This window comes from Nocardia colli (assembly GCF_008704205.1).
Lineage (GTDB): Bacteria > Actinomycetota > Actinomycetes > Mycobacteriales > Mycobacteriaceae > Nocardia > Nocardia colli.
Genome location: NZ_VXLC01000001.1, coordinates 1,092,461 through 1,117,549, shown reverse-complemented (window position 1 = coordinate 1,117,549; position 25,089 = coordinate 1,092,461). Strand labels below are relative to the sequence as shown.

The window sequence follows — 25,089 nt, the reverse complement described above, 5'->3', positions numbered from 1 at the left end:
CTCAACCAGAGGTTTAGATATGTGACAGTAGTGACTATTGTGATCGTTGATACATCAGGAAGCAACCCTGGTTTTGCACACGATCACTGGTTCGACCTGAATGGAGACGCTCGTGCCCTACCGCAAACCGAAACGTTCCTACGTCCTCCCGGTTGTCACCACGCTTGCGGTAGCGGCCCCGCTCGCGGCGCTCACAATGAGCGACTCGCCCGACTATCGCGCGACCACCGGCACCGAACTCGCGGCCGTACCGGCCCAGCTGGCCGAGGTCGTGCTGAACTTGGCCCCCGACATCGTGCTTCCGCTGCGCGAACTCACCGGCTTGGATCTGCCGGATCTGCACCTGTCGGATCTGCGCATGCTGCCGCTACCGGCGTCGATTCCCATTCCCGACGGACTACCGCTGCCACCTGGTGTGCAGCTACCGAAAGAAATTCCGCTACCGAAGCTGAATGGTCCACATCCGGCCACCCCCGGCCAGCAGAGCGCGCCAGGTCTGAACACCGCACCTGGATCGAACGCCACTCCCGGGCAGGGCCTCGCACCAGGGCAGACACCATTCCCCGGGCAGGCCACCGCGCCAACTCAGAACAGTTTTCCGGGCCAGGCGGTTACGCCGAATCAAAACAACATTCCGGGCCGCACCGCGCCGAACAATTCGCCTGGCCAAGCCGCCGCCCCGACCCAGAATTCCATTCCCGGGCAGGCCATCGCACCAGGCCAGAACACCAATCCAGGCCAGGCCGCCGGGCCGGCGCAGAACTCCATCCCGGGCCAAGCCGCCGCGCCAGCGCCGAACACCAATCCGGGCCAAGCCGCCGTGCCAGGTCAGAACACCAATCCGGGCCAGGCCTCCACTCCGGTGCAGAACCCCGTCCCGGGGCAGGTCGCCGCACCCGGCCAGATGCCCAATTCCGGGCAGACCGCACCGACCCCCGCTCAATCTGCTCCAGGCGGTGCGCGTTTCATCGCCGACCCGAGCCGTCTCGAACCGGGCACCACGCCCGACACGCCCGCGCTGGCTCCCGGCGCGGTCCCGCCCGAACTGACCGATCAGGTCGGCGCGCAGGTCAAGGAACTCTCCCGGGAAACTCCGTTCAGCGTCGTCGCCCTCACCGCCGCCGACCTGACCAACACCAAGGCCATGCTGCGCGCCCGGCAATCCGACGGCAGCTGGGGCCCCTGGTTCAACGCCGAACCGGTGGACACCCGCCGCACCGATCGCGCCGCGGCCGGCGGCAAGACCGGCACCGAGCCGCTCTACGTCGGCACCACCAACGCGGTGCAGATGCTGGTCACCCGCAAGAACGCCGCGGCGACCGCGCCGGACCCGGCGGACCGGCCCGCACCGCGCTCGGACGATCCGGCCCAGATGTCCGGCGTCGACCTCACCGCCGTTCTCATCGATCCGGGCCGCGGCGCCATCGACGGCGCACTGCACAAGGTCGCCGCGCCCGCACCCGGCGGCGGACCCAAGGTCATCTCCCGCGAGGGGTGGGGCGCCGACGAGAGCATCCGCTGCGAAGAACCCACCTACGACGACGGACCCGGCAAAGACGGCCTCGGCGGCATCACCGTGCACCACACCGCGGGCCGCAACGACTACACCGAGGAAGAGTCCGCGGGCATCGTCCGCGCCATCTACACCTATCACGCGAAAACGCTGGGCTGGTGCGACATCGGCTACAACGCCCTGGTCGACAAGTACGGCCAGATCTTCGAGGGCCGCGCGGGCGGACTCGATCGCGCGGTACAGGGCGCGCACGCCGGCGGGTTCAACGAGAACACCGCGGGCGTCGCGCTGATGGGCAACTACACGCAGGACCCGCCGACCGAGGAGTCGATCGAGGCGATCGGCAACTTCATCGGCTGGCGCGCCAAGATCGCCCATCTCAACCCGCAGGGCAAGACGACCATGTACTCCGAGGGCACGGAGTACACCTCCTACGCCATGGGTCAGGCGGTCAATCTGCCGATCGTGTTCGCCCACCGCGACGTCGGCAACACCACCTGCCCCGGCGACGCCGCCTATGAGCAAATGGATCGAATTCGCGAAATCGCCGCGAGTGTCGCGGGCGGCTCGGGCGTCACCAGCAGCGGAACCGGCAACGGCACCGACAGCAACGCGAACAACGGGACCGGCACCGACGGCGCCGCCAACAGCCCGGCCCCGCAGGCCGCGCCGCGCAACAAGCCCGACCTGTCCGCGCTGGCCGCGCTCACCAAGAAGCTGCTCGGCATGGTGAACGAGAACCCGATCGCCAAGCACTGGGCGGATAACGGCGGCCCCCGCGGACCGCTCGGCGCCGCCCAGACCGAGCCGCTGCCCGCTGCCCAGGGCCAGCAGTACGCCAAGTTCGCCAACGGCTACGTCTACACCGCGCCCGACGGCAAGGTCATCGAGGTGCTCGGCAAGATCCTCGACCGCTTCCTGCAACTAGGCGGCGACGCGGGCGTGCTCGGCCTCCCGACCAGCGACGCCTACAACGTCCCGAACGGCCAGCGCGCGGACTTCCAGTACGGCTCCCTGATCCTCAACCAGGTAACCGGCATCGTCACCACGGTATGGAAGACCTACAACGACACCTACCAGCAGGATGGGGGCCGCCCCGCACCCGCCGCCGCACCCGGGCCGGCTCCGGCACCCGCCGCTGCACCGGGACCGGCTCCCGCTCCGGCTCCGGCTGAATCCTCTACTCCCGCTGAGGTTCCAGCACCCGCCGAGCCCCCGGCCCCGGCACCGCAACCCGACGCCCTCCAATTCCCCGCTCCGGAAGACTTCCTCCCAACCCCCGCCCCGGAACCAGCGGGCTGAATCTGAACCACCCCACTCGGAGCTCGCCGCCGTGATCCACTCAACGGCCGCGGGCTCCGATTGCGTTCACGGCACCCCACCTGCCGCCCCACAAGCGGTCGATAACTGTTGCACACCAGATAATTTCGACGCAGGCCCTCAACTCTGACCTGCATCGTTATGACTCTGCGCGAGGCAAGCCTCCGCCACGGGCACGCGTAAGCCCGCGCACCAGCACACCGCGCACCGTTTAACGTGCTGCGCACGAACCAGCGGGCAAATCATTGCGCAGCAAGCAAACTCGTGCGCAACGACCAATTCAGATCCACCAGCGTTCGAGGATGCGGGCGACGCCGTCGTCGGAGTTGGACTCGGCGACCTCGTCGGCGGCGGCTTTGGCCTCGGGGTGGGCGTTGGCCATGGCGACGCCGTGGCCGGCCATGGTGAGCATCGGGACGTCGTTGGGCATGTCGCCGAACGCGACGATGTTCGCGGATTCGACGCCGAGACGCTGGGCGACGATCGCCAGGCCGGAGGCCTTGGTGACGCCGGGTGCGGACAACTCGATCAAGCCGTGTTCGGTGGAGTAGGTGATGTCGGCGCGCTCACCGATCAGCGGGGCGAGCACGGTGCGCATGTCGGAGCTGCGCGCGCCGGGTAGTCGGATCAGCATCTTGATCGCCGGTGCGTCGATCACCTCGTGCCGGGCGACCGTGGTGTCGTCCGGGTTCAGCCAGGCGTGCTCGTAGAGCGGGGAGCTGACGAACTGCGGGGTGACCGCGTCGTGCGCGCTCTCGCCGACCCGTTCGGCCGCGAGCCCGCACCCGGGCAGCGCCTCCTCGGCCTGGTCGGCGATCCAGGACAGGGTGGCCACGTCCAAGGTCATGCTGGCCAGCACCCGATCGGTGGCGCTGTCGTAGATGACCGCCCCGTTGCCGCACACGCACAGCGGCGCGTAGCCGAGCCCGTCGACCACCGGGTCGATCCAGCGCGGCGGGCGTCCGGTGGCAAGCACGAACGGCACACCGTCGCCGATCAGCGCGTCCACCGCCGCCTTGGTGCGCGCGGTGACCCGCTCGTCGTGATCGATGAGGGTGCCGTCGACGTCGGTCGCCACCATCTTCGGCTTGGGCAGGTGCAGGAGGGTCACCTATTCCATCCTGCCGGACAACCGTCTGGGAGTGGCGGGGGTATCACCAGGAAGGTGGTGATCGGTCGACACTCGCCGCGGTCTACGCGGACGGTGGGCGCCACACGGTGTCGTCCGCGGGTTGCGCCGGTGGCACCGAAGTGGGTGGGCGCAGCACAGTCTCGTCGTTGCGGCCGATCGAAGCGGGCGCGTCACTCGCCGCTGCCTCGGCCGACGGCCACGCGGCTTGGTCTTTCGAGGCCGCATCATCTGACTGCGCAGGCACACCCGCACCTACCGGAGGTACGGACTGTCCCCCGCCCGGTACCGAAGAACCCGGCTGCGCGGGCGCACTCCAGGCCGCCTGCTGCCCGGCCGACACGGGCTGCCCCCACCCGGCCTGCGGCACGGACGACTGCCCGTCAGATACCGAGTGCGCGGATGCACCCCAGGCGGCCTGCGCTGCCCCGGGCGTCTGGGGCCAGGACGCTTGGCCGGACCCGGCCTGGTCCGATTGCTGCCCGTCGACGGGTGCTGGCTGCGCAGGCGTGCCCCATGCCGCCTGCGGCGGTGGCTGCTGCCAGGGCGTTTGTCCGGCCTGCGGCATGGGTTGTCCCCAGCCACCTTGCGGCTGCTGGTCGACGGGCGGTTGCGGCCACGCCTGCCCCTGCGGTCCCGGGTAGGGGTATCCATACGGCTGCGGCATCATCGCGACCGGCGTGTGCGCCAACCAGCGGCTCGTCATGGGCAGCAGGGCGAGCACCGCGGTGACGGTGGGGAAGATCAGACCGAACAGACCACTGGCGCCGCCGCTGAGCGTGCCACTCAAACTGTCGGTCCCGTCGAACGACCGGACGATCGCGAACCCCACGATCTCCGCGACGATCACCGCCGCGCAACCCACCACAACGAGCAACCGCCCGAACGACTTCCGGCTGAACATCCCGATCGCGCCGACCCCGAGCACGATCGCGACCACCAGCGAGATGGCCCCCGACGCGATGGCCCAGGTCTGGAACCAGTCCTCGGAAAACAGCCCGGTCGTGTCGTATTCGTCGAGCTGCCAGCCGATCAGCCCGAACGCCAGGCTGATTCCGCCGCCGAGCAATTGGCCGACCGCGCCGACGCACGCGAGCACGCCCGCGGTGATCGCGGTGCCCCCGCTCGGCGCCGGCATTCCGGCCGAATATCCCGGATACGGGTTGTACCCACCGGGATATTGCGGATAGTTCATGGCTCCCCCTTCGTCGCGTCGAACCGACCGCGTCCGCGTGTGCCGCAAGAATAATGGACATGCCCGGCCCCGCGTGACACGCGCGTCCGGGTCATCGTCCTTATGATCAGGGGCTAATACTCGACGCTGGTCCCGTCCAGCCGAAAGACCACGAGGACTGATGACCGGCTTCCTGCTACGACGCGCGCTTCACTATGTCGTGCTGTTGCTGCTCGCGTCGTTCCTGACCTTCAGCTTGGCGTCGCTGACGTTCCGCCCGCTGGACAGCCTGGAACAGCGCAATCCGCGCCCACCGCAGGCGGTGATCGATGCCAAGGCCGAGGAATTACACCTCAACGACCCGATCCCGCAGCGCTATATCACCTGGCTGAAGGGGATACCGCAAGGCGATTTCGGCAAAACCCTGGCCGGGCAGCCGGTGAGCCAGGAACTGCCGCGCCGGGTGGCGGTGAGTTTGCGCCTGCTGATCATCGGATCATTGGTCGGCACCGTGCTGGGCGTCCTGATCGGTGCCGCCGGAGCGATCCGGCAGTACAAATTCAGCGACTACTTCACCACCATCATCTCGCTACTCGTGCTGAGTACGCCAGTGTTCCTTCTTGCGACACTCTTGAAATACGGTGCGCTGGAAATCAATTCGCTCACCGGCTCGCAGATATTCCTCTACACCGGGGAGACTTCGGCGAACCGGATCGACGGATTCTTCCCGCAGCTGCTCGACCGGCTCCAGCACCTGGTGCTGCCGACGGCCGGTCTCGCCCTCGGCGGCATGGCGGGCTACAGCCGCTATCAGCGCAACGCCATGCTCGACGTGTTGCAGAGCGATTTCATTCGCACCGCCCGCGCCAAGGGTCTGACCCGCAGCAAGGCGTTGTACAAGCACGGCCTGCGCACCGCGCTGATCCCGATGGCGACCCTGTTCGCCTACAGCCTGCTCGGCTTGATTACCGGCGCGACGTTCACCGAGAAGATCTTCGGCTGGCACGGCGTCGGTGAGTGGCTGGTCGACTCGATCAACGCCCAGGACCTGTACGTGGTGGTCACGGTGACCGCGTTCGCCGGGCTGGTGGTGCTGGTGTCGGGGCTGCTCTCCGATGTGGTGCTGGCGATTCTCGATCCTCGGGTGCGTGTGCGATGACTGAAGCGGAAATCATCGTCCAGGGTGCGCCCGAGCCCGCCGCGGCCGGGCGCAGCAAGCTGGTCCTGCGCCGTTTCCTGCGCAACAAGCCCGCGGTGATCGGCGCGGTCATCCTGATCCTGCTGTTCGTCCTCAGCTTCGCGCTGCCGCCGCTGCTGAAATACGACTATCAGCAGCTGGATTACACGTCCTTGCTGAAGCCGCCCAGCGGCAAGCACCCGTTCGGCACCACCCAGATCGGGCAGGACGTGCTGGCGCAAACCCTGCGCGGCATGCAGAAGTCGCTGCTGATCGGCCTGTGCGTCGCGCTCATCTCGACCACCATCGCCGCGACCGCGGGCGCGACCGCCGGGCTGCTCGGCGGCTGGACCGACCGCGCGATCATGTGGCTGGTCGACCTGCTGCTGGTGGTGCCGAGCTTCATCATCGTCGCGCTGTTCGCGCCGCGGACCAAGGGCAGCGGGTCGATTCTGCTGCTGATCCTGCTGCTCAGCGTGTTCGGCTGGATGATCAGCGCGCGCATCGTGCGCGGTCTGACGCTCAGCCTGCGCGATCGCGAATTCGTCCGGGCCGCACGGTATATGGGCGCACCGACGCGCACCGTGATCGTCAGCCACATCCTGCCGAACATCGCGTCGATCCTGATCATCGACACCACGCTGGCGGTCGGCGCGGCGATCATGGCCGAAACCGGGCTCAGCTTCCTCGGTTTCGGTGTGCAGCCGCCGGACGTCTCGCTCGGCTCGCTGATCGCGTCCGGCACCAAGTCGGCGCTGACCTATCCATGGCTGTTCCTGTTCGCCGGTGGCCTGCTGATCACCATCGTGTTGTGCGCCAACCTGGTCGGTGACGGACTGCGCGACGCGTTCGACCCCGGCGCCAAGCGGGCGCGCTCGAAGAAGAAGGCAAAGGTATGACGGGCGCTGACCCCACCGAGAAGGTCGTGGTCGAGAAGAACTTCACCGCACCGCTGCTGGAGGTCACCGACCTTCGCGTGTCCTTTCCCAGCGAGGAGGGGCGCATCGAGGCGGTGCGCGGGGTCAATTACACCGTCTCCGACGGCGAAGTGCTGGCCATCGTCGGCGAATCCGGCTCCGGCAAGTCGGTGTCCTCGCTCGCGGTGATCGGCCTGCTGCCCGAGCAGGCCCGCATCGGCGGCTCGATCCGGTTGCGCGGGCGCGAGCTGCTCGGCCTCGGCGATCGCGAATTGTCCAGGCTGCGTGGCAGTTCCATCAGCATGGTGTTCCAGGACCCGCTCTCTGCGCTGACCCCGGTGTACCGGGTCGGCGAGCAGATCGCCGAAGCCCTGCTCGCGCACGGCAAGATGAGCAAGTCCGAGGCGGCGGCGCGCGCGATCGAGCTGCTCGACCTGGTCGGCATCCCGGAACCCGCGGTGCGCGCCAAGGCTTTTCCGCACGAGTTCTCCGGCGGCATGCGCCAGCGCGTGGTCATCGCCATGGCGATCGCCAACGATCCCGCGCTGATCATCTGCGACGAGCCGACCACCGCGCTCGACGTCACCGTGCAGAAGCAGATCCTGAATCTGCTGCGCAAGGCGCGCGATATCACCGGTGCGGGCGTCATCATGATCACCCACGACATGGGCATCGCGGCCACGCTGGCCGACCGGGTCGCGGTGATGTACGCCGGGAAGATCGTCGAAACCGCCACCACCGCTGAGCTTTTCGCCGCGCCGCGGATGCCGTACACGGTGGGCCTGCTCGGCTCCATCCCGCGGATGGACCGCCCCGCCCGCCAGCCGCTGATCCCGATCGTGGGCGCACCGCCGGCCATGCACGCGCTGCCGCCGGGCTGCTCGTTCGCGCCGCGCTGCCCGATCGCGATCGACGAATGCCGGGTCGCCGAGCCACCGTTGGAGAAGACCAACCCCGGCCACTCCGCCGCCTGCATCCGCACCGCGGAGGTCGGCGTCGACGACCTGTTCGAGGCCTATCGGCAGGAGATCACCGAGCCCCGGGTCGAGGCCGAGGTCAGCGACCAAGTGGTGCTTCGGGTTTCGGAGCTGGTGAAGACCTTCCCGATCACCGCGGGCATCCTGTTCAAGCGCCGCAAGGGCGAGATCCGCGCGGTCGACGGCATCAGCTTCGAGGTGCGCGCGGGCCGCACGCTGGCCCTGGTCGGCGAGTCCGGTTCCGGGAAATCGACCACGCTCAGCCAGATTCTCGACCTGGTCCGGCCGGAATCGGGCACCATCGAGATCATGGGCAGCGACGTCGCGACCCTGACCAAGGCGCAGAAGCGGGAGATCCGCCGGAAGATGCAGATCGTCTTCCAGGATCCGACCGCCTCGCTCGATCCGCGCCTGCCGATCTTCGACGCGCTGGCCGAGCCGATGCGCATCGACGGCCGCTCGCGCGAGGAGATCGGGCGCCGGGTGCCCGAACTGCTCGAACAGGTCGGCCTGCGCCGTGATCACGCCGAACGCTATCCGGCCGACTTCTCCGGCGGGCAGAAGCAGCGCATCAGCATCGCCCGCGCGCTGGCGCTGGATCCGGAGATCCTGGTGCTCGACGAGCCGGTGTCCTCGCTGGACGTCTCCATCCAGGCCGGCGTGCTGAACCTGTTGCGCGACTTGCAGATCGAGCGCGGACTGTCCTATCTGTTCGTCTCGCACGACCTGTCCGTGGTGCGCAATCTGGCGCACGACATCGCGGTGATGTTGCGCGGCAAGATCGTCGAATCCGGTCCGGCGGAACAGATTTTCGCCGATCCGCGGCACGAGTACACGCGCGATCTGATCGACGCGGTGCCGGTGCCTGCCGTCAGCCGATAGTGAGGAGAGTGCGATGCCGATCCGAGCAAGCCGAACCACGGCCCTGCGCTGGGCGATACCGGTGGTCGCGCTAGGCCTGGTCGCGACCGGCTGCGGTTCGAGCGACGACGGCTCGGCGGCCGGCGTGTCCAGCGCGATCGGCACCAGCAGCGACATCAACCCCAAGGGCGTCGACGAGCTGCGCGACGGCGGCAACCTGCGGCTGGCCACCACCGCGTACCCGGCGAACTGGAACACGCTCTCGGTCGACGGCAACGACGCCGAGATCGCCGACATCGAACGCCCGCTGATGCCGCGCGCGTTCAATACCAACGCGGCCGGCGAGCTCACGGTCAACCACGACTACTTCACCGACGTCGCGCTGACCAGCACCAGCCCGCAACAGGTCACCTACACGATCAACCCGAAAGCCGTGTGGTCCGACGGCAAGCCGATCACCTGGGCGGACATCCAATCCCAGGCCAAGGCGCTGGACGGCACCGACAAGCGTTTCCTGATCGCCATCACCGTCGGCTTCGACCGGGTGGAGAAGGTCGAGCGCGGCATCGACGACCATCAGGCCGTCATCACGTTCAAGCAGCCGTTCGCCGAATGGCGCGGGCAGTTCGCCGGCAACCTGTCGCTGTTCCCCAAGTCGGTGACCAGCGATCCGGAGGCGTTCAACAAGAGCCTGGTCGACGAGATGAGCCCGACCGCGGGCCCGTTCCTCGTCCAGTCCGCTGATCGCGGCAAGGGCCGAATCGTGCTGGGCCGCAACCCGAACTGGTGGGGCGACAAGCCGAAGCTCGACACCATCACCTGGACCGTGCTCGACCGCAACTCGTGGGTCGGCGGACTACAGAACAACGAACTCGACGCGGTGCTGCTCACCAACCTCGACGACGCGACCACCGTGCGCAAGTCCTCCGGCGTGGTCGTGCGGCGCGCGCCCGGAAATCGCTGGCGGCACATCACCTTCAACGGCGCACCCGGTTCCATCCTCGAGGATTCCAGTGTGCGCGTGGCGATCTCGAAGGCGATCGACCGCCAAGGCATCGCCACCGCGGTGCAGAACGGACTGGTGGAGAACCCGAAACCGCTGAACAGTCACGTCTTCCTGGAAGGCCAGGCCGGCTACCAGAACAACAGCCTCGGCTTCGACCCCGACGCCGCCGCAGAGGAACTCGACGCCCTCGGCTGGAAACTCAACGGCGACACCAGGGAAAAGGACGGCCGCAAACTGGTCATCCGCGACGTCATGTACAAGGACGACACCTGGGTGCAGATCGCCCAGATCATCCAGCAGAACCTCGCCCGGATCGGCGTCAGACTCATCGTCGACACCAAGCCCGGCGCGAACTTCTTCACCGACGTGATCAACCCCGGCGACTTCGACGCCGCCCAATTCGTCTACGTCGGCGACGCTTTCCCGCTCAGCAGCATCCCCCAGACCTACGGCTTCCACCCCGGCGACTGGCAGAACAACTTCGGCCACATCGGCTCCCCCGAACTCAACACCCTGATCGATCAAACCCTCTCCGAACTCGACCCGAAGAAGGCGATCGACCTGGCCAACGAGGTAGACCGAAAGGTCTTCGAGGAAGGCCACTCCCTGCCATTGACCCAGTCCGAAGGGAACTGGGGCGTCCGCTCCGACATCGCCAACTTCGGGTCACCGGGACTCGCGTCGTACGACTACACCAAGATCGGATTCGTGAAGTGAGCCAAGCCGTGCAACGCCGCGAGATGTCTCGCCGGAGGCGTTCAGCGACAACAAGATTCGCCATTCCCATGCTCACGCTCGGCTTGCTCGTGGGCGGCTGCTCGAGTTCCGACGACGACAGTCATGCCCGGGGTGAGACCGGCGCCCTGAGCACGACCAACGATGTCAATCCGAAAGAACGCGACGAGTTGCGCGACGGCGGCAACCTGCGGCTGGCCACCTCGGCGATTCCGGAGAACTGGAACACGCTGACCATCGACGGAAACGATGCCTCGATCAACAGCATCCTCCGGCCCGTGATGCCACGCGCCTATCGGACCGACGCCGCGGGCAAGCTGTCGATCGACACCGACTACTTCACCGATATCCAGCTGACCAGCACCAGTCCGCAGGTCGTCACCTACACGATCAATCCGAAGGCGGTCTGGTCCGACGGATCTCCGATCACCTGGGAAGACATGCGTTCCCAGGGCATCGCGCTGAGCGGGGCCGACAAGCAGTTCCTGATCGCGCAGTCGTTCGGCTTCGACCGCGTGGCGAAGATCGAACGCGGCGCCGACGACCGGCAGGCGGTCATCACGTTCAAACAGCCGTACGCCGAGTGGCAGGGTCAATTCGCCGGTGAAGGGTCGCTGTACCCCAAATCGGTGACCGCGAATCCGGAGGCGTTCAACAAGGGCCTGATCGACGGGGTCACCCTGACCGCCGGTCCGTTCAGCGTGCAGAACGTGGATCGCACCCAGCGCCGCGTCGTTCTCGGCCACAACCCGAAATGGTGGGGTAACACCCCGAAGCTCGACACCATCACGTTCAGCGTGCTCGATCCCGCCGCGATGCTTCCCGCGTTGCAGAACAACGAGATCGACGCGGTCGGGCTCGGCACCCTCGACGACGTGAAGACGGCGCGCAACACCCCCGGCATCGCGATCCGCCGAGCGACCAGCAACTTCTGGGGCCACCTGCGCTTCAACGGCGCGCCGGGTTCCATCCTCGCCGATCCCCAACTGCGCGTGGCCGTTTCGAAGGCGATCGACCGGCAGGGCATCGTCACCGCCATCCACAACGGCATGGTCGAGAATCCGAAACCGCTGAACAGTCACGTCTTCCTGGCGGGTCAGGTCGGCTACCAGGACAATTCGGCGCCCATCGCGTACGACCCCGCCGCGGCCGCGCGGATGCTCGACGACCTCGGCTGGAAACTCAACGGCGAGTTCCGGGAGAAGGACGGTCGCAAACTCGAGATCCGCGACGTCATGCTCAACAGCCAGGGCTGGATCCAGATGGCGCAGATCATGCAGCAGAACCTGGCCCAGGTCGGGGTCAAGCTGATCATCGACACCAAGCCCGCGCAGGGTCTGTTCACCGATGTCATCCGGCCGGGCAACTTCGACGTCGCCCAGTTCTCCCTCGTCGGCGACGCGTTCCCGATCGGCGATCTCGCCCAGGTGTTCGCCTACAACCCCGACGATCTGCAGGGCAACTACGGCCGAATCGGTTCGCCGGAATTGAACGCGCTGATCGAACGCACCGTCTCCGAACTCGATCCGCAGAAGGTGATCGAACTGGCCAACGAGGTGGATCGGAAGATCTTCGAGGAAGGGCATTCGCTGCCGCTGTACCAAACGCCGGGCAATGTCGGCGTGCGCGCCGAGCTCGCCAATTACGGGGCGGCCGGGCTGGCCTCCTATGACTACACCAAAATCGGGTTCGTCAAGTAACTACGCAGTATCTCTGCAAGAAGGAGCGCAACATGCGGGTTCGTTCATGGACAACGCGATTGGCGATTCCGCTGGTTGCCATCGGGTTGATCGCGGCCGGATGCAGCTCCGACGACACCAGTGCGCCGGCGGGTTCTACCGATGCGCTCGGGACTACGAACGACATCAATCCGAAGGATGTCGGCGAGATCCGGGACGGGGGAAACCTGCGCCTGGCGCTCGGCGCGCTCCCGCAGAACTGGAACGGGCTCACCAACGACGGAAATGACGCCGACACGGCCGCTCTCTTGCGTCCGACTATGCCGCGCGCATTCAAAACCGATGCGGCCGCCAACCTTTCGGTCAACACCGACTACTTCACCGATATCCAGCTGACCAGCACCGAACCGAAACAGGTGGTCACCTACACCATCAACCCCAAGGCGGTCTGGTCCGACGGCACGCCGATCACCTGGGAAGACATCCAGTCGCAAGCACACGCGATGAGCGGCGTGGACAAGTCGTTCCTGATCGCCGCCACCGCGGGCTTCGACCGGGTGGAGAAGGTCGAACGCGGGGTAGACGACAAACAAGCGGTTATCACCTTCGCGAAGCATTACGCCGACTGGCGTGGACAATTCGCGGGCACCACGTTCTTCTTCCCCAAATCGATCACCTCGACACCGGAGGCCTTCAACAAGGGCGCTCTCCAAGACCCCGGACCGAGTGCGGGTCCATTTATCGTGCAATCCGTCGACCGGGCACAGGGCCGAGTGGTACTCGGCCACAACCCGAAGTGGTGGGGCGACAAGCCGAAGCTCGACACGATCACCTTCAGCGTCCTCGACAACTCGGCGCAGCTGCCTGCCCTGCAGAACAACGAGATCGACGCCGTCGGCATCGCCAGCCGGGATGAGCTGAAGACCGCGCAGAGCACCGCCGGCATCGTGCTGCGCCGGGCGCCGGGTAACCAGTGGTCGCACCTGACCTTCAACGGTGCGACGGGCTCCATTCTCGCCGACGCCAAACTGCGCGTAGCGATTTCGAAGGCCATCGACCGGCAGGCCATCGCGACCGCTACGCAGAACGGCCTGGTCGAGAACCCGAAGCCGCTGAACAATCACATCTACATGCGAGGCCAGGAGGGCTACCAGGACAACAACCTGCCCTTCGATCCGACCGCGGCCGCCAAGGAATTGGACGATCTCGGGTGGAAGCTCAACGGGAACGTCCGCGAAAAGGACGGCCGCAAGCTGGAAATCCGCGATGTCATGTACAACCAGGACGTCTGGGTCCAGATCGCCCAGATCATCCAGCAGAACCTCGCGCAGGTCGGCGTCAAGCTGAACATCGAGACCAAGCCGGGCACGGGATTCTTCAGCGACGGGATCATTCCGGGCAACTTCGATGTCGGGCAGTGGAGTTGGGTGGGCGACCCGTTCCCGCTCAGCAGCCTCTCGCAGATCTGGGGCTACAACCCCGAGGACATCCAGGGCAACTACGGCCGGATCGGCTCGCCCGAGCTCAACGACCTGATCGAGCAGGCGGTGTCCGAGCTGGATCCGAAGAAGGCCATCGAGCTGGCCAATCAGGTCGACCGGAAGGTCTTCGAGGAAGGGCACTCGCTGCCGCTCACCCAGTCCCCGGGCAATATCGCGGTCCGCGACAACCTGGCGAACTTCGGTGCGGCCGGCCTGGCGACCTACGACTACACCAAAATCGGCTTCCTGAAGTAGACGTCGCCGATCGCTCCATGAACAGGAAGGTCCCCGAATGAGGATTCGCTCTCTGGGCGCACGGGTCGCGATTCCGTGCGTCGCCATCGGGCTCATCGTGTCCGGCTGTGCCGATAACGGCAGCGTGACGCCGGGCACCAGCACCATCGGCACGACGAATGACATCAACCCGAAGGATCCGAGCGAGCTGCGTGATGGCGGCAATCTGCGGCTGTCGCTGTCCGCATTTCCGGAGACGTTCAACTACCTGCACGTCGACGGCGGCACCGACGACGGATCGGCGATCGCCGCCCCGACGATGCCGTCGCCGTTCGTCAGTGACGCCGCGGGCGATCTGACCGTGGATCACAACTTCTTCACCGACGTGCAGCTGACCGGCACCAGCCCGCAGCAGGTCACCTACACGATCAATCCGAAGGCGGTGTGGTCGGACGGTTCGCCGATCACCTGGGCGGATCTGCGCTCGCAGGCGGCTGCGCTCAGTGGGCGGGACAACCGGTTCCTGGTGTCGTCCACCAGCGGTTTCGAGCGGGTCGAGAAGGTCGAACGCGGGGTCGACGATCGGCAGGCGGTCGTCACGTTCAACAAGCCCTACGCGGAATGGAAGGGGCAGTTCGGCTACCTCTATCCGAAGGAAACCACCGGCACCCCGGAGGCTTTCAACGATCGCGACCGCAACGGCCCGGTGGTCAGTGCGGGCCCGTTCGTGGTCACCGAGATCGACCGCAGCCAGAACCGGATCACCCTCGGACGCAATCCGAAGTGGTGGGGGCCGACGCCGAAGCTGGACCGGATCACCTTCAGCGTGCTCGACAGCACGGCGACGCTGCCCGCTGTGCAGAACAACGAGCTCGACTACGCGTATATGTCCGGCATCGAGAACGTCACTGCCGCACGCAATGCCAAGAACGTCGTCATCCGGCGCACACCTGAGCCGAGTTGGTCGCATCTGACCTTCAACGGTGCGCCCGGCGCGTTGCTCGAAGACCCCAAGCTGCGCATCGCCATCTCGAAGGCCATCGACCGGCAAGGGCTGGTCACCGCCGCGCAGAACGGTGTGGTCGACAACCCGAAACCGCTCAACAATCACATCTACATGGCGGGCCAGAAGGGTTATCAGGACAACGCGGCGCCGATCGCCTACGACCCGGACGCGGCCGCACGGATGCTGGACGAGCTCGGCTGGAAGCTCAACGGCGATGTGCGTGAAAAGGACGGGCGCAAGCTCGAGCTCCGGGATGTGATGTACCAGCAGGACCTTTGGGTGCAGACCGCGCAGATCGTGCAGCAGAATCTGGCGAAGGTCGGCGTGAAGCTGACCATCCAGACGGTGCCCGGCTCCGGTTTGTTCAAGAACGTCATCGATCCGGGCAACTTCGACATCGCCCAGTTCAGCTGGGTCGGTAGCGTTCTCCCGCTGGGCGCTCTTCCGCAGATCTATGCCTACGACCCGAACAACTTGCAGAGCAACAAGGCTCGGATCGGTTCCCCGGAGCTGAACGCGCTGATCGAGCAGACCGTCGCGGAACTCGATCCGGAGAAGGCCATCGAGCTCGCCAACAAATGCGACCAGATGATCTGGGCCGAGGGATACTCCGTGCCATTGCAGCAGGCGTCGGGCACCTATGCCGTCCGCGACAACCTCGCCAATTACGGCGCGTTCGGCCTCGCCTCTGCCGACTACACGAAAGTTGGCTTCCTGAAGTGAGTTTCGGATCGGGCCACCCCCTGGCCTATCCGATCAGTGTGACGATCGGCGCCCTGGCGGTATGTCTCGCCTGGGCGCCGTTCGGCGATCTGGACCAGGTGGCGGCGTTGGCCACGGTGGCGCTGGGGATCATCGGATATACGGGCTTTCGAATCGCCGTTGCGCGTGGACTTCTCGCCTTCTGGCCCTCGGGAACCACACGCACCGTGGGTGTTTCCCGCATCCGCCAACAGCATCGATTGGTCAGCCGCTCCTGGCTGGAGATCAGCGAAACCGGCCGACCCCGCTGGCTCCCGGTCTATTTCGACCCGGCCCTGATGACCCTGACCGAATCCCGAGCCGACCTGACCGACCGAACCATCCACATCGCCGGCCACCGCCTCTACCCCGCCGGCCGCATCCGCACCACCGAACCCCCCGGCCGGCTCATCGACAACCCCTCCCTCCCCGACCCGCACGCCCCCACCCTCACCACCACCGCAACCCGCCTGCGCCGCCGCCTCCTCCTCGACGCCCAACCCACCGTCGCCGCCCCCTTCGCCGCCCTCATGTGGATCTACGTCGACGGCGGCACCTTCACCACCTTCCTCGCCGCCACCTCAACAGCCGCCGCCACCGCCCTCTGGCTCTCCGCCATCCGCGGCTCCGACCCGAGCTGACCCCTTGATCGCACAGTCCGCGCTCGCCTCGGAAACGAAGCTGTCCACGGATTTTCACCGGCTGTGGGGCGCGTTGACCATCAGCCAGCTCGGAAGTTCGCTCAGCGCAGGCGCTTTGCCGTTGATCGCGATCATCGTGCTCGGGGCATCCGACTTTCGCGTGTCGCTGCTCGCGGCACTCTCGGCCGTGGTCAGCGCGGCTATTGCGCTGCCGCTCGGGCCTTTTGTCGAGTTCCGCCGCAAACGTCCGGTGATGATCGGTGCGGATCTGCTGTCCTTCGCGGCTCTTGCGACCGTTCCGGTGGCGATGGCGTTCGGGGTGCTCAGTTACGGGCAGCTGTGTGTGGTGGCGACGGCCCAGGTGCTGTGCACGATGGTGTTCAGTGCGGCCAGCGGGGCACACCTCAAAGCGCTGGTGCCCGCACCGATGCTGACCACCGCGAACAGCCGGTTCGAGACGACGTTCTGGACGGTCTCCGGGCTCGGTGCGCCGATCGGCGGAATCCTGATCGGCATCTTCGGCGCAGGCACGACGGTGCTGATCGATGCGATCAGTTTCCTGCTGTCCGCGTTGGGGATTCGTTCGCTGGAGCGGCCCGAGCCGCCGCCACCGGTCGCGCAGGCCGAGCGCCGCTGGGTCGCCGACATCCGGGCCGGCTGGGCCTACATTTTCCGGCATCCCACACTGCATGCGCTGTTCTGGAACGCGATGGTGTTCGGCGGCGCGATCCGACTCACCGGCCCGCTGCTGGCGATCCTCATGCTGCGCGATCTGCGACTCGCGCCGTGGCAGTACGGGGTGGCGCTCGGCATTCCCAGCTTCGGCGGCATCATCGGGTCGTTGCTGACGAGCCGGCTGATCACGCGCTTCGGTGAACGCACGGTGCTGCTCGGGTTCGGCGTGCTGCGCACGTGTTGGATGGGTTTCCTTGTGCTCGCCGGGCCTGGAGTCGCCGGGCTGGCGATCATCGTCGCGGCGGAGACCGCGCTGCTGTTCAGCGCGGGTGTGTTCAATCCCGTCTTCACCACGTTCCGGATGCGTGTGACCGACGATGCCTACATGTCGCGGGTAGGCATCGCCTGGTCCATCAGCTCTCGCTCCTGCCAACCGGCGTTCATTGCCCTCGGTGGCGTCTTGGCTACCGTCACCAGCGTTCGTTTCGCTATCGGCTGCGCGGCCGTCGCGTTGCTGAGCAGTGCGTTCCTACTGCCGTGGCGGGCTTGGCCGGTTCGGGACGCGTCTGGTTCAGGAATGTAGCCAGTGTTGTAGGTCGGTGACTGTTTGTAGTTCCGTGGCGATCTCGGCGCGGTCGGCTGGGGTGAGGTTCAGGGTGTTGATTTCGGTTATCAGTTCGGTTGCTCGGTTGGAATTTCCTGCGGCGGCGGCTATTTCGGCGAGGATGGCCAGGGCGCGGGCTTGGTCGGCGGGGGTTGCGGTGGGGGCGTGGCGGCGTAGGGCGGTTTCGAGGATGCGGGTGGCGGTGGGGTCGTCGTTTTTGAATTCGCGGTAGTTGCGGGCGTTGTCGAGGGCTCGGGGGAGGCCGGAAAGGTCTTGGGCGCCGCCGTATTTCAGTTTGGGGATGGTGTGCTGGAGGTAGATGACGGAGTTGCCGACCGGGTCTACGACGGTGAAACGGGTTTGGCCCGGGCGGAATCGGGTGATTCGGGGGAGGCCGCGGGCGGGTACCCGGCCGTAGCGGGCGCGTAGGGCGGTGCTGAATTCGGCGTGCCAGGCGGCTAGTTCGTCCACCTTGACCAGGCAGCTGATGTACGCCTGTTCGGCGCTGAGGTCCTTCGGGGTCGGACCGAAGTGCAGTTCGAATCCGTCACGTTGCACCTCGCCGTAGGTGTACGGGCGGGTCATTTCCCGGGTGACCGTGTAGCCGAGTGTGCGGTAGAAATCCAATGTGGCCGGTAGGTCGCCGCCCCAGAGCTGCGGTATCGAAATGTTCGCCATCTGTGCCTCCCCTTGGTGATCGAGTCCGAAATCGACCGTACGGACCTGTGCTCGCTTCGCGCCTATGCCAATTTCGGTGATCTGGGTCACGTCTCCCTGAATGACTGCTCGGCACCGCACATTTCGAATTGGTCTGACCACTTGACCTCCTGACCTATCTAGGCGCAGAGTAGGAGCATGGCGTTGCAACCAGTGATCAAGCGGTCGGTGTCGGGGGATGTTTTCGAGCAGATCGCGGCGGATGTGTTGAGCGGGGAGCTGGCGCCGGGGACGGCGTTGCCCAGTGAGCGGCAGTTGGCCGAGGCATTAGGGGTGTCGCGGCCCGCCGTGCGGGAGGCGTTGCAGCGGCTGGCAGCGGCGGGGCTGGTCGCGGTGCGGCAAGGGGACGCGACGACCGTTCTGGATTACCGGCGCGGGGCGGGGCTGGAGGTTTTGCCGCGACTGCTGGTTCAGGCCGGCGAGTTGGATCCGGCGGTGGCGCGCAGCATTTTGGAGGCGCGGCTGCACAACGCGCCGAAAGTGGCCGAACTGGCCGCCGTCCGGTTGGGCACGACGGATTCTGCGGCAGTCGGCGCGGCACTGACCGGCAGCGTGGATGCGCTTGCCGCGGAACAGGATCCGGTGGCGCAGCAGCGACATGCGATGGCGTTCTGGGATCACGTGGTCGACGCGGCCGACTCGATCGTGTTCCGGCTGATGTTCAACATGCTGCGCGCCGCGTACGAACCGGCGCTCGTGGCGCTGGCCCCGATCATGTCCGCCGAGGTGGGCAATGTCGAGGCCTACCGCGAACTGGCCGCCGCCATCGTGGCGGGCCGGCCACAAGAGGCCGCCGATATCGCCCGAGCGCTGCTCGAGCCGGCGACCACCGCACTGATCGGCGTCCTCGGCGGACACTGATCACGTTTCACCTAGGAATCACGATGACGAAACCCCATTCCCCCGAACAGGATTCGGTCGAGCAGACCGCCCGCGCCCGGGTGCGCAACGACGAACGGGCGCTGCGCCGCGGGCTCACGCTCGGTGCGGCCTTCCGCGAATTCCTCCGCCATCCGTCGCCGTGGCTGATCGGCCTCACGCTGATCGCGGCACTGGTCGGCCGCATCCTGGTGGGCGACTGGCAGTTGACCGACGCGCTGGTGCCCGCGGCGATGCTCGCGGTGTTCCCGGTCTTCGAATGGATCGTGCACGTCACCGTATTGCACTGGCGGCCAAGACAACTCGGTCCGATCGCGATCGACAGCGAGCTGGCCCGCAAACACCGTGAGCACCATGTCGATCCGCGCGACATCCCGCTGATCTTCATCCCGACCAAGACCCTGTCGGTGCTGGTGGTCGTCCTGATCGCGCTGGGCGTCTTCGCCTTCCCGCGACTCGGCCTCGGCCTGACCTTCCTGCTCACCATCACGATCCTCGGCCTCGGCTACGAGTGGACCCACTACCTCATCCACACCGACTACAAGCCGAAACGCTCGCTCTACCGCGCGGTCTGGCGCAACCACCGCCACCACCACTACAAGAACGAGCACTACTGGTTCACCGTCACCACCTCCGGCACCGCCGACCGCCTCTTCGGCACCCACCCCGATCCCGCCGCGACCGAATCCTCCCCCACCGCCCGCCACTTACACGCCAGCTGAGTTCCAGCGGGACATGGCTGCGGCGTCGACGGCGCGTCGCCGCAGCCATGTCCCGCTGGAACTGGATGAGGCGCTCGAGCGCGACTGCCAGGCCATCGCCCTATTTCTAGGGCGGTGGCCTTTTTCGTGCTGTCGGCCAACCCCTGTGACCGGGGGAACTCCGATCACTCGGGAAGAAGTTCTTGACTGAGTACCCTAGGGGGGTATGGTAACTACAGGAAGGGCGGCAGATGCCGTCACAGAAGGAGAGACACCATGAGCACCGCGATCACCGTGACGACTACCGGAATGACCTGCGGGTGCGGCGTCGACTCCGCCGCCGGCTGACGTCAGACCCGAAACGGAGCATCCGATGAACGCAACCACCAAGTTCGCCGGCTTCGCCCTCGGCCTGGCCGCCGTCTTCGGCATCGCACTTGCCACCGGCGCGGTGATCGGTCCCGATCCCGCCGCCCCCGAATCACACGCTCACGAGGACGGGCCTGCTGTCCCGCCCGACCACGCACCTGGAGGAACGATGGCCACCGAGAACGGATACACCCTGCGGCTCGATACCGCGCTCACCACCGCGGCCCCGAATGTTCCGCTGCGGTTCCGCATACTGAATCAGGACGGCGCGCCGGTCACCCGCTACCAGCGCAATCACGACAAGGACCTGCACCTGATCGTGGTCCGCCGCGATATGGCCGCCTTCCAGCACGTGCACCCGATCCTCGGCGGCGACGGAACCTGGAGCGTCCCACTGGATCTCACCCGCGCCGGGGACTACCGGGTGTTCGCCGACTTCATCCCGGAGGACGGCGAGAACCTCACCCTCGGCGCGGATCTGCGAGTCGCGGGCAACTACGACCCGCAGCCGCTGCCGCGCGCGGCGACCACCACCAAGGTCGGCGGCTACACCGTCACCCTGGACGGCACCGTCACCGCCGGGCAGGCCTCGAAGGTGACGCTGTCGGTGAGCCGCGACGGCAAGCCGGTCACCGATCTGCAGCCTTACCTGGCGGCATACGGTCACCTGGTCGCGCTGCGCACCACCGACCTCGCCTACCTGCATGTTCACCCGGACGGCCACCCAGGCGACGGCGTCACCCCGGCCGGCCCCGGCATCACCTTCTATGTCACCGCGCCGAGCACCGGCGACTACCGATTGTTCCTGGACTTCCAGCACGAAGGCGTGGTCCGCACCGCGGAGTTCACGCTGACCGTCGGCCAGGGCACGGCAGCGGCCGAGCCGGTGCGCCACGACGAACACGGCGGCACACCCGCTCCCGAGCCGAACCCGGCCGGACACGGCGCCCCGGCGCACACCCACTGAAGCGCGCCGGTCGCCCCCACGCCGGCTGAATCTCCACTACCGTGCCGCACAGAACGGAGCACACGATGACCACCGCGACACAACCACCCGGCATCGGGCAGGTCGAACTGGTGATCGGCGGCATGACCTGCGCGTCCTGCGCCAATCGCATCGAGAAGAAGCTGAACCGGCTCGACGGTGTCACGGCGACGGTGAACTACGCGACCGAGAAGGCGCGGGTCGACGTCACCGGCGATGTCTCGCCGGCGGACCTGATCGCCACGGTCGAGCAGGCCGGCTACAGCGCGACGCTGCCCGCCCCGAAGACCGCGGAAACCGTTGCGGCCGAGGTCGATCCGACCGCGGCGTTACGTACCCGGCTGCTGGTCTCGCTGGTGCTGACCGTGCCGGTGATCGCGATGGCGATGATCCCCGCGTTGCAGTTCACCAACTGGCAGTGGCTGTCGCTGACCCTGGCCGCGCCGGTCGTGGTGTGGGGTGCGCTCCCGTTCCACCGCGCCGCGCTGACCAATCTGCGCCACGGCACCGCCACCATGGACACGCTGGTGTCCATGGGCACCCTCGCCGCGCTCGGCTGGTCGCTGTACGCGCTGTTCTGGGGCACCGCGGGCATGCCGGGGATGAAGCACCCGTTCGAGTTCACCATCTCCCGGATGGACGGCACCGGCAGCATCTACCTGGAGGCCGCGGCGGGCGTCACCACCTTCATCCTCGCCGGGCGCTTCTTCGAGGCGCGGTCCAAGCGGCGGGCCGGTGCGGCCCTGCGGGCCTTGCTCGAGCTCGGCGCGAAAGAGGTCTCGGTGCTGCGTGACGGGACCGAACAGCGAATTCCGGTGGAGCAGTTGGCCGTCGGCGACCGGTTCGTGGTTCGTCCCGGGGAGAAGATCGCCACCGACGGCGTGGTGGTCGAGGGTTCGTCGGCCGTCGACGCGTCGATGCTGACCGGTGAGTCCGTGCCGGTGGAGGTCGGCACCGACGACGCGGTGGTCGGCGCCACGGTGAACGTCGGCGGCCGGATCGTGGTGCGCGCCGGTCGGATCGGCTCGGACACCCAGCTCGCGCAGATGGCGAAGCTGGTCGAGGACGCGCAGACCGGAAAGGCGCAGGCGCAGCGGCTGGCCGATCAGATCTCCGGCTATTTCGTGCCGATCGTGATCGCGCTGTCGGTGGCCACGCTCGGATTCTGGCTCGGCACCGGCGGTTCCGTCGCGGCGGCGTTCACCGCCGCGGTCGCGGTGCTGATCATCGCCTGCCCGTGCGCCCTCGGGCTGGCCACCCCGACCGCGCTGATGGTCGGCACCGGTCGCGGCGCGCAGCTCGGCATCCTGATCAAGGGGCCGGAGGTGCTGGAATCGACCAGGCGGGTGGATACCGTGGTGCTGGACAAGACCGGCACCGTCACCACCGGCCGGATGACGCTGCTGGATGTCGTTGCGGCCGAAGGCGAAGACGCCGACCAGGTGCTCGCTCTCGCTGGGGCGCTGGAGGATTCCTCGGAGCACCCGATCGCGCAGGCGATCGCCAAGGGCGCCGGGGAGAAAGCCGGTGCGCTGCCACCGGTCGAGGGCTTCGCGAATATCGAGGGCCTCGGGGTGCAGGGCGTGGTGGACGGGCACGCGGTGGTCGTCGGCCGGGCACGGCTGCTCGCCGACTGGTCACAGCAGCTGGACGCCGACCTCGAACGGGCCATGCGGGCCGCGGAGGCCGACGGCAAGACCGCGGTGGCGGTGGGCTGGGACGGCAAGGCGCGCGGTGTGCTCGTGGTCGCCGACGCGGTGAAACCGACTTCGGCGCAGGCGATTTCGCAGCTGCGGGCGCTCGGCCTGACCCCGATCATGCTGACCGGCGACAACGCGGCGGCCGCCGCGGCGATCGCCGCTCAGGTCGGCATCGACGAGGTGATCGCGGAGGTGCTGCCGCAGGACAAGGTGGACACGATCAAGCGGCTGCAAGCCGAGGGCAAGGTCGTCGCGATGGTCGGCGACGGCGTCAACGATGCGGCGGCGCTGGCCCAGGCCGATCTCGGCCTGGCCATGGGCACCGGCACCGACGTGGCCATGGAGGCCAGTGATCTCACGCTGGTCCGCGGCGATCTGCGGGCGGCGGTCGACGCGATCCGCCTGGCCCGCCGGACCCTCGGCACGATCAAGGGCAACCTGTTCTGGGCCTTCGCCTACAACGTCGCCGCGATCCCGCTGGCCATGGCCGGGCTGCTGAATCCGATGCTCGCGGGCGCCGCCATGGCGTTCTCCTCGGTCTTCGTGGTCAGCAACAGCCTGCGGCTGCGCACCTTCCGCTCCACCGCGCGGTAACCGCCGGAAACCCGACGGGACGGCACCCACCGGTGCCGTCCCGTTCGGCGTTGCGGGCTACTGCAAGACGCCGCTGTTCCCGAGTGCCATGGCGGCACTTCCCGTGCCCCACGCCGCGGCGGCGCTACCGGTCACACCCAATAGGGCAAGCAGAGCAAGCATGAATTCGACCTTCCATAGAACCGTTGATCAGCAAGCGAAAGTTACTGCCGCCCAACAGCACTCCACAATGGTCTAGGCCGGACTCTCGGCAACCTCCCGCGCAATTGCCAGCCGATTCACAGCCGGCGATTACGCGATGGTTACCCGGCCGCGGGCGGCACCGGCCGGCGCTTCGCGGAACAACGCGGCGTGATCGGCGGCCCACTCGGCGTAGGTGCGGGGTGCGCGGCCGAGGGCCTGGCGGAGATCGTCGGTGACGATGGCGTTGCCGCCGGTGCGGACGTATTCCTGCCCGGCGAGGGCACCGGCGATGAACGCCTCGGACAACCCGGCGTCTCGCATGTGTTCGCGGGCCGCCTCGTTCGGTACGTCGACGACCTCCAGCGGTCGGCCGAGCACCTCGGCGAGCACGGCCACCTGGTCCGCGCTGGTCAGCAGCTCCGGGCCGGTGAGGGTGTAGATGCGGCCCGCGTGGTCGGACGACACCAGGGCTTGCACCGCGACCGCGGAGACGTCGCGCGGATCGATGACGCCCTGCTGACCACTGCCGGTCATGCTGGGCACGGACCGGCCGTTGCGGATCGCGTCGGCCCAGCTCAGGGTGTTCGAGGCGAAGGAGCTCGGGCGCAGGATGGTCCACTCGGCGCCGCTGTCCCGGGCCGCCTGTTCGCCGGGCAGATGCCAGGTGCCGATCCGGCCGACCTTGTCCTCGCCGGTGCCGATCGCGGAGAGCTTCACGATGCGGCCGACGCCGGCCTCGCGCGCGGTGGTGATCAGGGTGTGCTCGGTGTCGACGTATTCCGGGCCGAGGATGCCGACGATGAACGCGGCGTCGACGCCGGTCGCGGCCGCCACGATGGAGGCCGGGTCGTGGTAGTCGCCGCGCACCACCTCGACGCCAGCGGGCAGTTGCGCCTGGGCCGGGTCGCGGGTGAGCGCCCGGACCTGCTCGCCGCGCGCCACCAACTGCCGGACGATTTCGCTGCCGATGGTGCCCGTGGCACCGGTGATCAGATCATGAGACCCACGCTGCCGCCCGGACCACCGGGTTCTCTAGGAGATTTCGGCACAGCCGCCGGGCCGCCGAATGCCTACAGTGGATTCGGTGACCA

18 protein-coding genes are annotated in these 25,089 nt (G+C 67.2%); 14 read left to right on the top strand and 4 right to left on the bottom strand.

All coding sequences use genetic code 11. The features are described from left to right. Positions 1–112: 112 nt before the first annotated feature. The gene (locus F3087_RS05300) at positions 113–2,815 is read left to right on the top strand and encodes an N-acetylmuramoyl-L-alanine amidase (protein WP_317983907.1); all 2,703 of its coding nucleotides are present in this window, start codon (positions 113–115) and stop codon (positions 2,813–2,815) included. A 298-nt stretch (positions 2,816–3,113) separates the two neighbouring features. Here the strand turns inward: F3087_RS05300 and F3087_RS05295 are convergent, their stop codons facing one another. Together F3087_RS05295 and F3087_RS05290 are read right to left on the bottom strand one after the other, a co-directional pair. Beyond that, positions 3,114–3,914, bottom strand: a complete 801-nt coding sequence (locus F3087_RS05295) for an HAD family hydrolase (protein WP_150400935.1) — start codon at positions 3,912–3,914, stop codon at positions 3,114–3,116. A 112-nt stretch (positions 3,915–4,026) separates the two neighbouring features. Beyond that, positions 4,027–5,157 carry a hypothetical protein gene (locus tag F3087_RS05290; protein ID WP_150400576.1) on the bottom strand — a complete coding sequence of 377 codons (1,131 nt, stop codon included), beginning with the start codon at positions 5,155–5,157 and terminating at the stop codon, positions 4,027–4,029. 160 nt (positions 5,158–5,317) lie between these two features. Between F3087_RS05290 and F3087_RS05285 the strand changes: the two genes are divergently transcribed. The 9 genes from F3087_RS05285 to F3087_RS05245 are packed head-to-tail and all read left to right on the top strand — an operon-like array spanning position 5,318 to position 17,849. Further along, entirely contained in the window at positions 5,318–6,295 is a 978-nt protein-coding gene (locus F3087_RS05285; protein WP_150400575.1) for an ABC transporter permease, read from the top strand. Next, positions 6,292–7,212 (top strand): ABC transporter permease, encoded by a 921-nt coding sequence (locus tag F3087_RS05280; protein ID WP_150400574.1) that lies wholly within the window; start codon positions 6,292–6,294, stop codon positions 7,210–7,212. The genes F3087_RS05285 and F3087_RS05280 overlap by 4 nt, the downstream gene beginning before the upstream one ends. Then, on the top strand, positions 7,209–9,089 hold the full coding sequence (locus tag F3087_RS05275) for an ABC transporter ATP-binding protein (protein ID WP_150400573.1): 1,881 nt from the start codon (positions 7,209–7,211) through the stop codon (positions 9,087–9,089). The genes F3087_RS05280 and F3087_RS05275 overlap by 4 nt, the downstream gene beginning before the upstream one ends. Before the next feature lie 13 nt (positions 9,090–9,102). Then, positions 9,103–10,791 (top strand): ABC transporter family substrate-binding protein, encoded by a 1,689-nt coding sequence (locus F3087_RS05270; protein WP_150400572.1) that lies wholly within the window; start codon positions 9,103–9,105, stop codon positions 10,789–10,791. A gap of 23 nt (positions 10,792–10,814) precedes the next feature. Further along, positions 10,815–12,509 (top strand): ABC transporter family substrate-binding protein, encoded by a 1,695-nt coding sequence (locus F3087_RS05265; protein ID WP_150400934.1) that lies wholly within the window; start codon positions 10,815–10,817, stop codon positions 12,507–12,509. Between the two features lie 32 nt (positions 12,510–12,541). After that, positions 12,542–14,224 (top strand): ABC transporter family substrate-binding protein, encoded by a 1,683-nt coding sequence (locus F3087_RS05260; protein ID WP_150400571.1) that lies wholly within the window; start codon positions 12,542–12,544, stop codon positions 14,222–14,224. Positions 14,225–14,261: 37 nt separating this feature from the next. Continuing rightward, positions 14,262–15,932 carry an ABC transporter family substrate-binding protein gene (locus tag F3087_RS05255; protein ID WP_150400570.1) on the top strand — a complete coding sequence of 557 codons (1,671 nt, stop codon included), beginning with the start codon at positions 14,262–14,264 and terminating at the stop codon, positions 15,930–15,932. After that, positions 15,929–16,591: a hypothetical protein gene (locus F3087_RS05250; RefSeq protein ID WP_191093772.1), complete on the top strand. Its 663-nt coding sequence runs from the start codon at positions 15,929–15,931 to the stop codon at positions 16,589–16,591. Before F3087_RS05255 ends, F3087_RS05250 begins: the two co-directional genes overlap by 4 nt. 4 nt (positions 16,592–16,595) lie before the next feature. After that, the gene (locus tag F3087_RS05245) at positions 16,596–17,849 is read left to right on the top strand and encodes an MFS transporter (protein WP_150400569.1); all 1,254 of its coding nucleotides are present in this window, start codon (positions 16,596–16,598) and stop codon (positions 17,847–17,849) included. Here F3087_RS05245 and F3087_RS05240 read toward each other — a convergent pair. Next, a complete protein-coding gene (locus F3087_RS05240) occupies positions 17,838–18,548 on the bottom strand; it encodes a VOC family protein (protein WP_150400568.1) in 711 nt (236 codons plus the stop codon). The two genes, F3087_RS05245 and F3087_RS05240, sit on opposite strands and share 12 nt — an antisense overlap. A 177-nt stretch (positions 18,549–18,725) precedes the next feature. On the opposite strand from F3087_RS05240, the gene F3087_RS05235 reads away from it, so the two are divergent. The 4 genes from F3087_RS05235 to F3087_RS05220 all read left to right on the top strand — a co-directional run bounded on the left by F3087_RS05235 (position 18,726) and on the right by F3087_RS05220 (position 23,815). Further along, entirely contained in the window at positions 18,726–19,448 is a 723-nt protein-coding gene (locus F3087_RS05235) for a FadR/GntR family transcriptional regulator (RefSeq protein ID WP_150400567.1), read from the top strand. Between the two features lie 23 nt (positions 19,449–19,471). Beyond that, positions 19,472–20,188 carry a sterol desaturase family protein gene (locus F3087_RS05230; protein WP_223884826.1) on the top strand — a complete coding sequence of 239 codons (717 nt, stop codon included), beginning with the start codon at positions 19,472–19,474 and terminating at the stop codon, positions 20,186–20,188. A 352-nt stretch (positions 20,189–20,540) separates the two neighbouring features. Beyond that, positions 20,541–21,503, top strand: coding sequence for a hypothetical protein (locus F3087_RS05225; RefSeq protein WP_150400566.1), 963 nt, complete (start codon positions 20,541–20,543; stop codon positions 21,501–21,503). Positions 21,504–21,568: 65 nt separating this feature from the next. Then, positions 21,569–23,815 carry a heavy metal translocating P-type ATPase gene (locus tag F3087_RS05220; protein WP_150400565.1) on the top strand — a complete coding sequence of 749 codons (2,247 nt, stop codon included), beginning with the start codon at positions 21,569–21,571 and terminating at the stop codon, positions 23,813–23,815. A 291-nt stretch (positions 23,816–24,106) separates the two neighbouring features. Here F3087_RS05220 and F3087_RS05215 read toward each other — a convergent pair whose 3' ends face one another. Then, a complete protein-coding gene (locus F3087_RS05215; RefSeq protein WP_150400564.1) occupies positions 24,107–24,988 on the bottom strand; it encodes an NAD(P)H-binding protein in 882 nt (293 codons plus the stop codon). Positions 24,989–25,089: the final 101 nt, after the last annotated feature.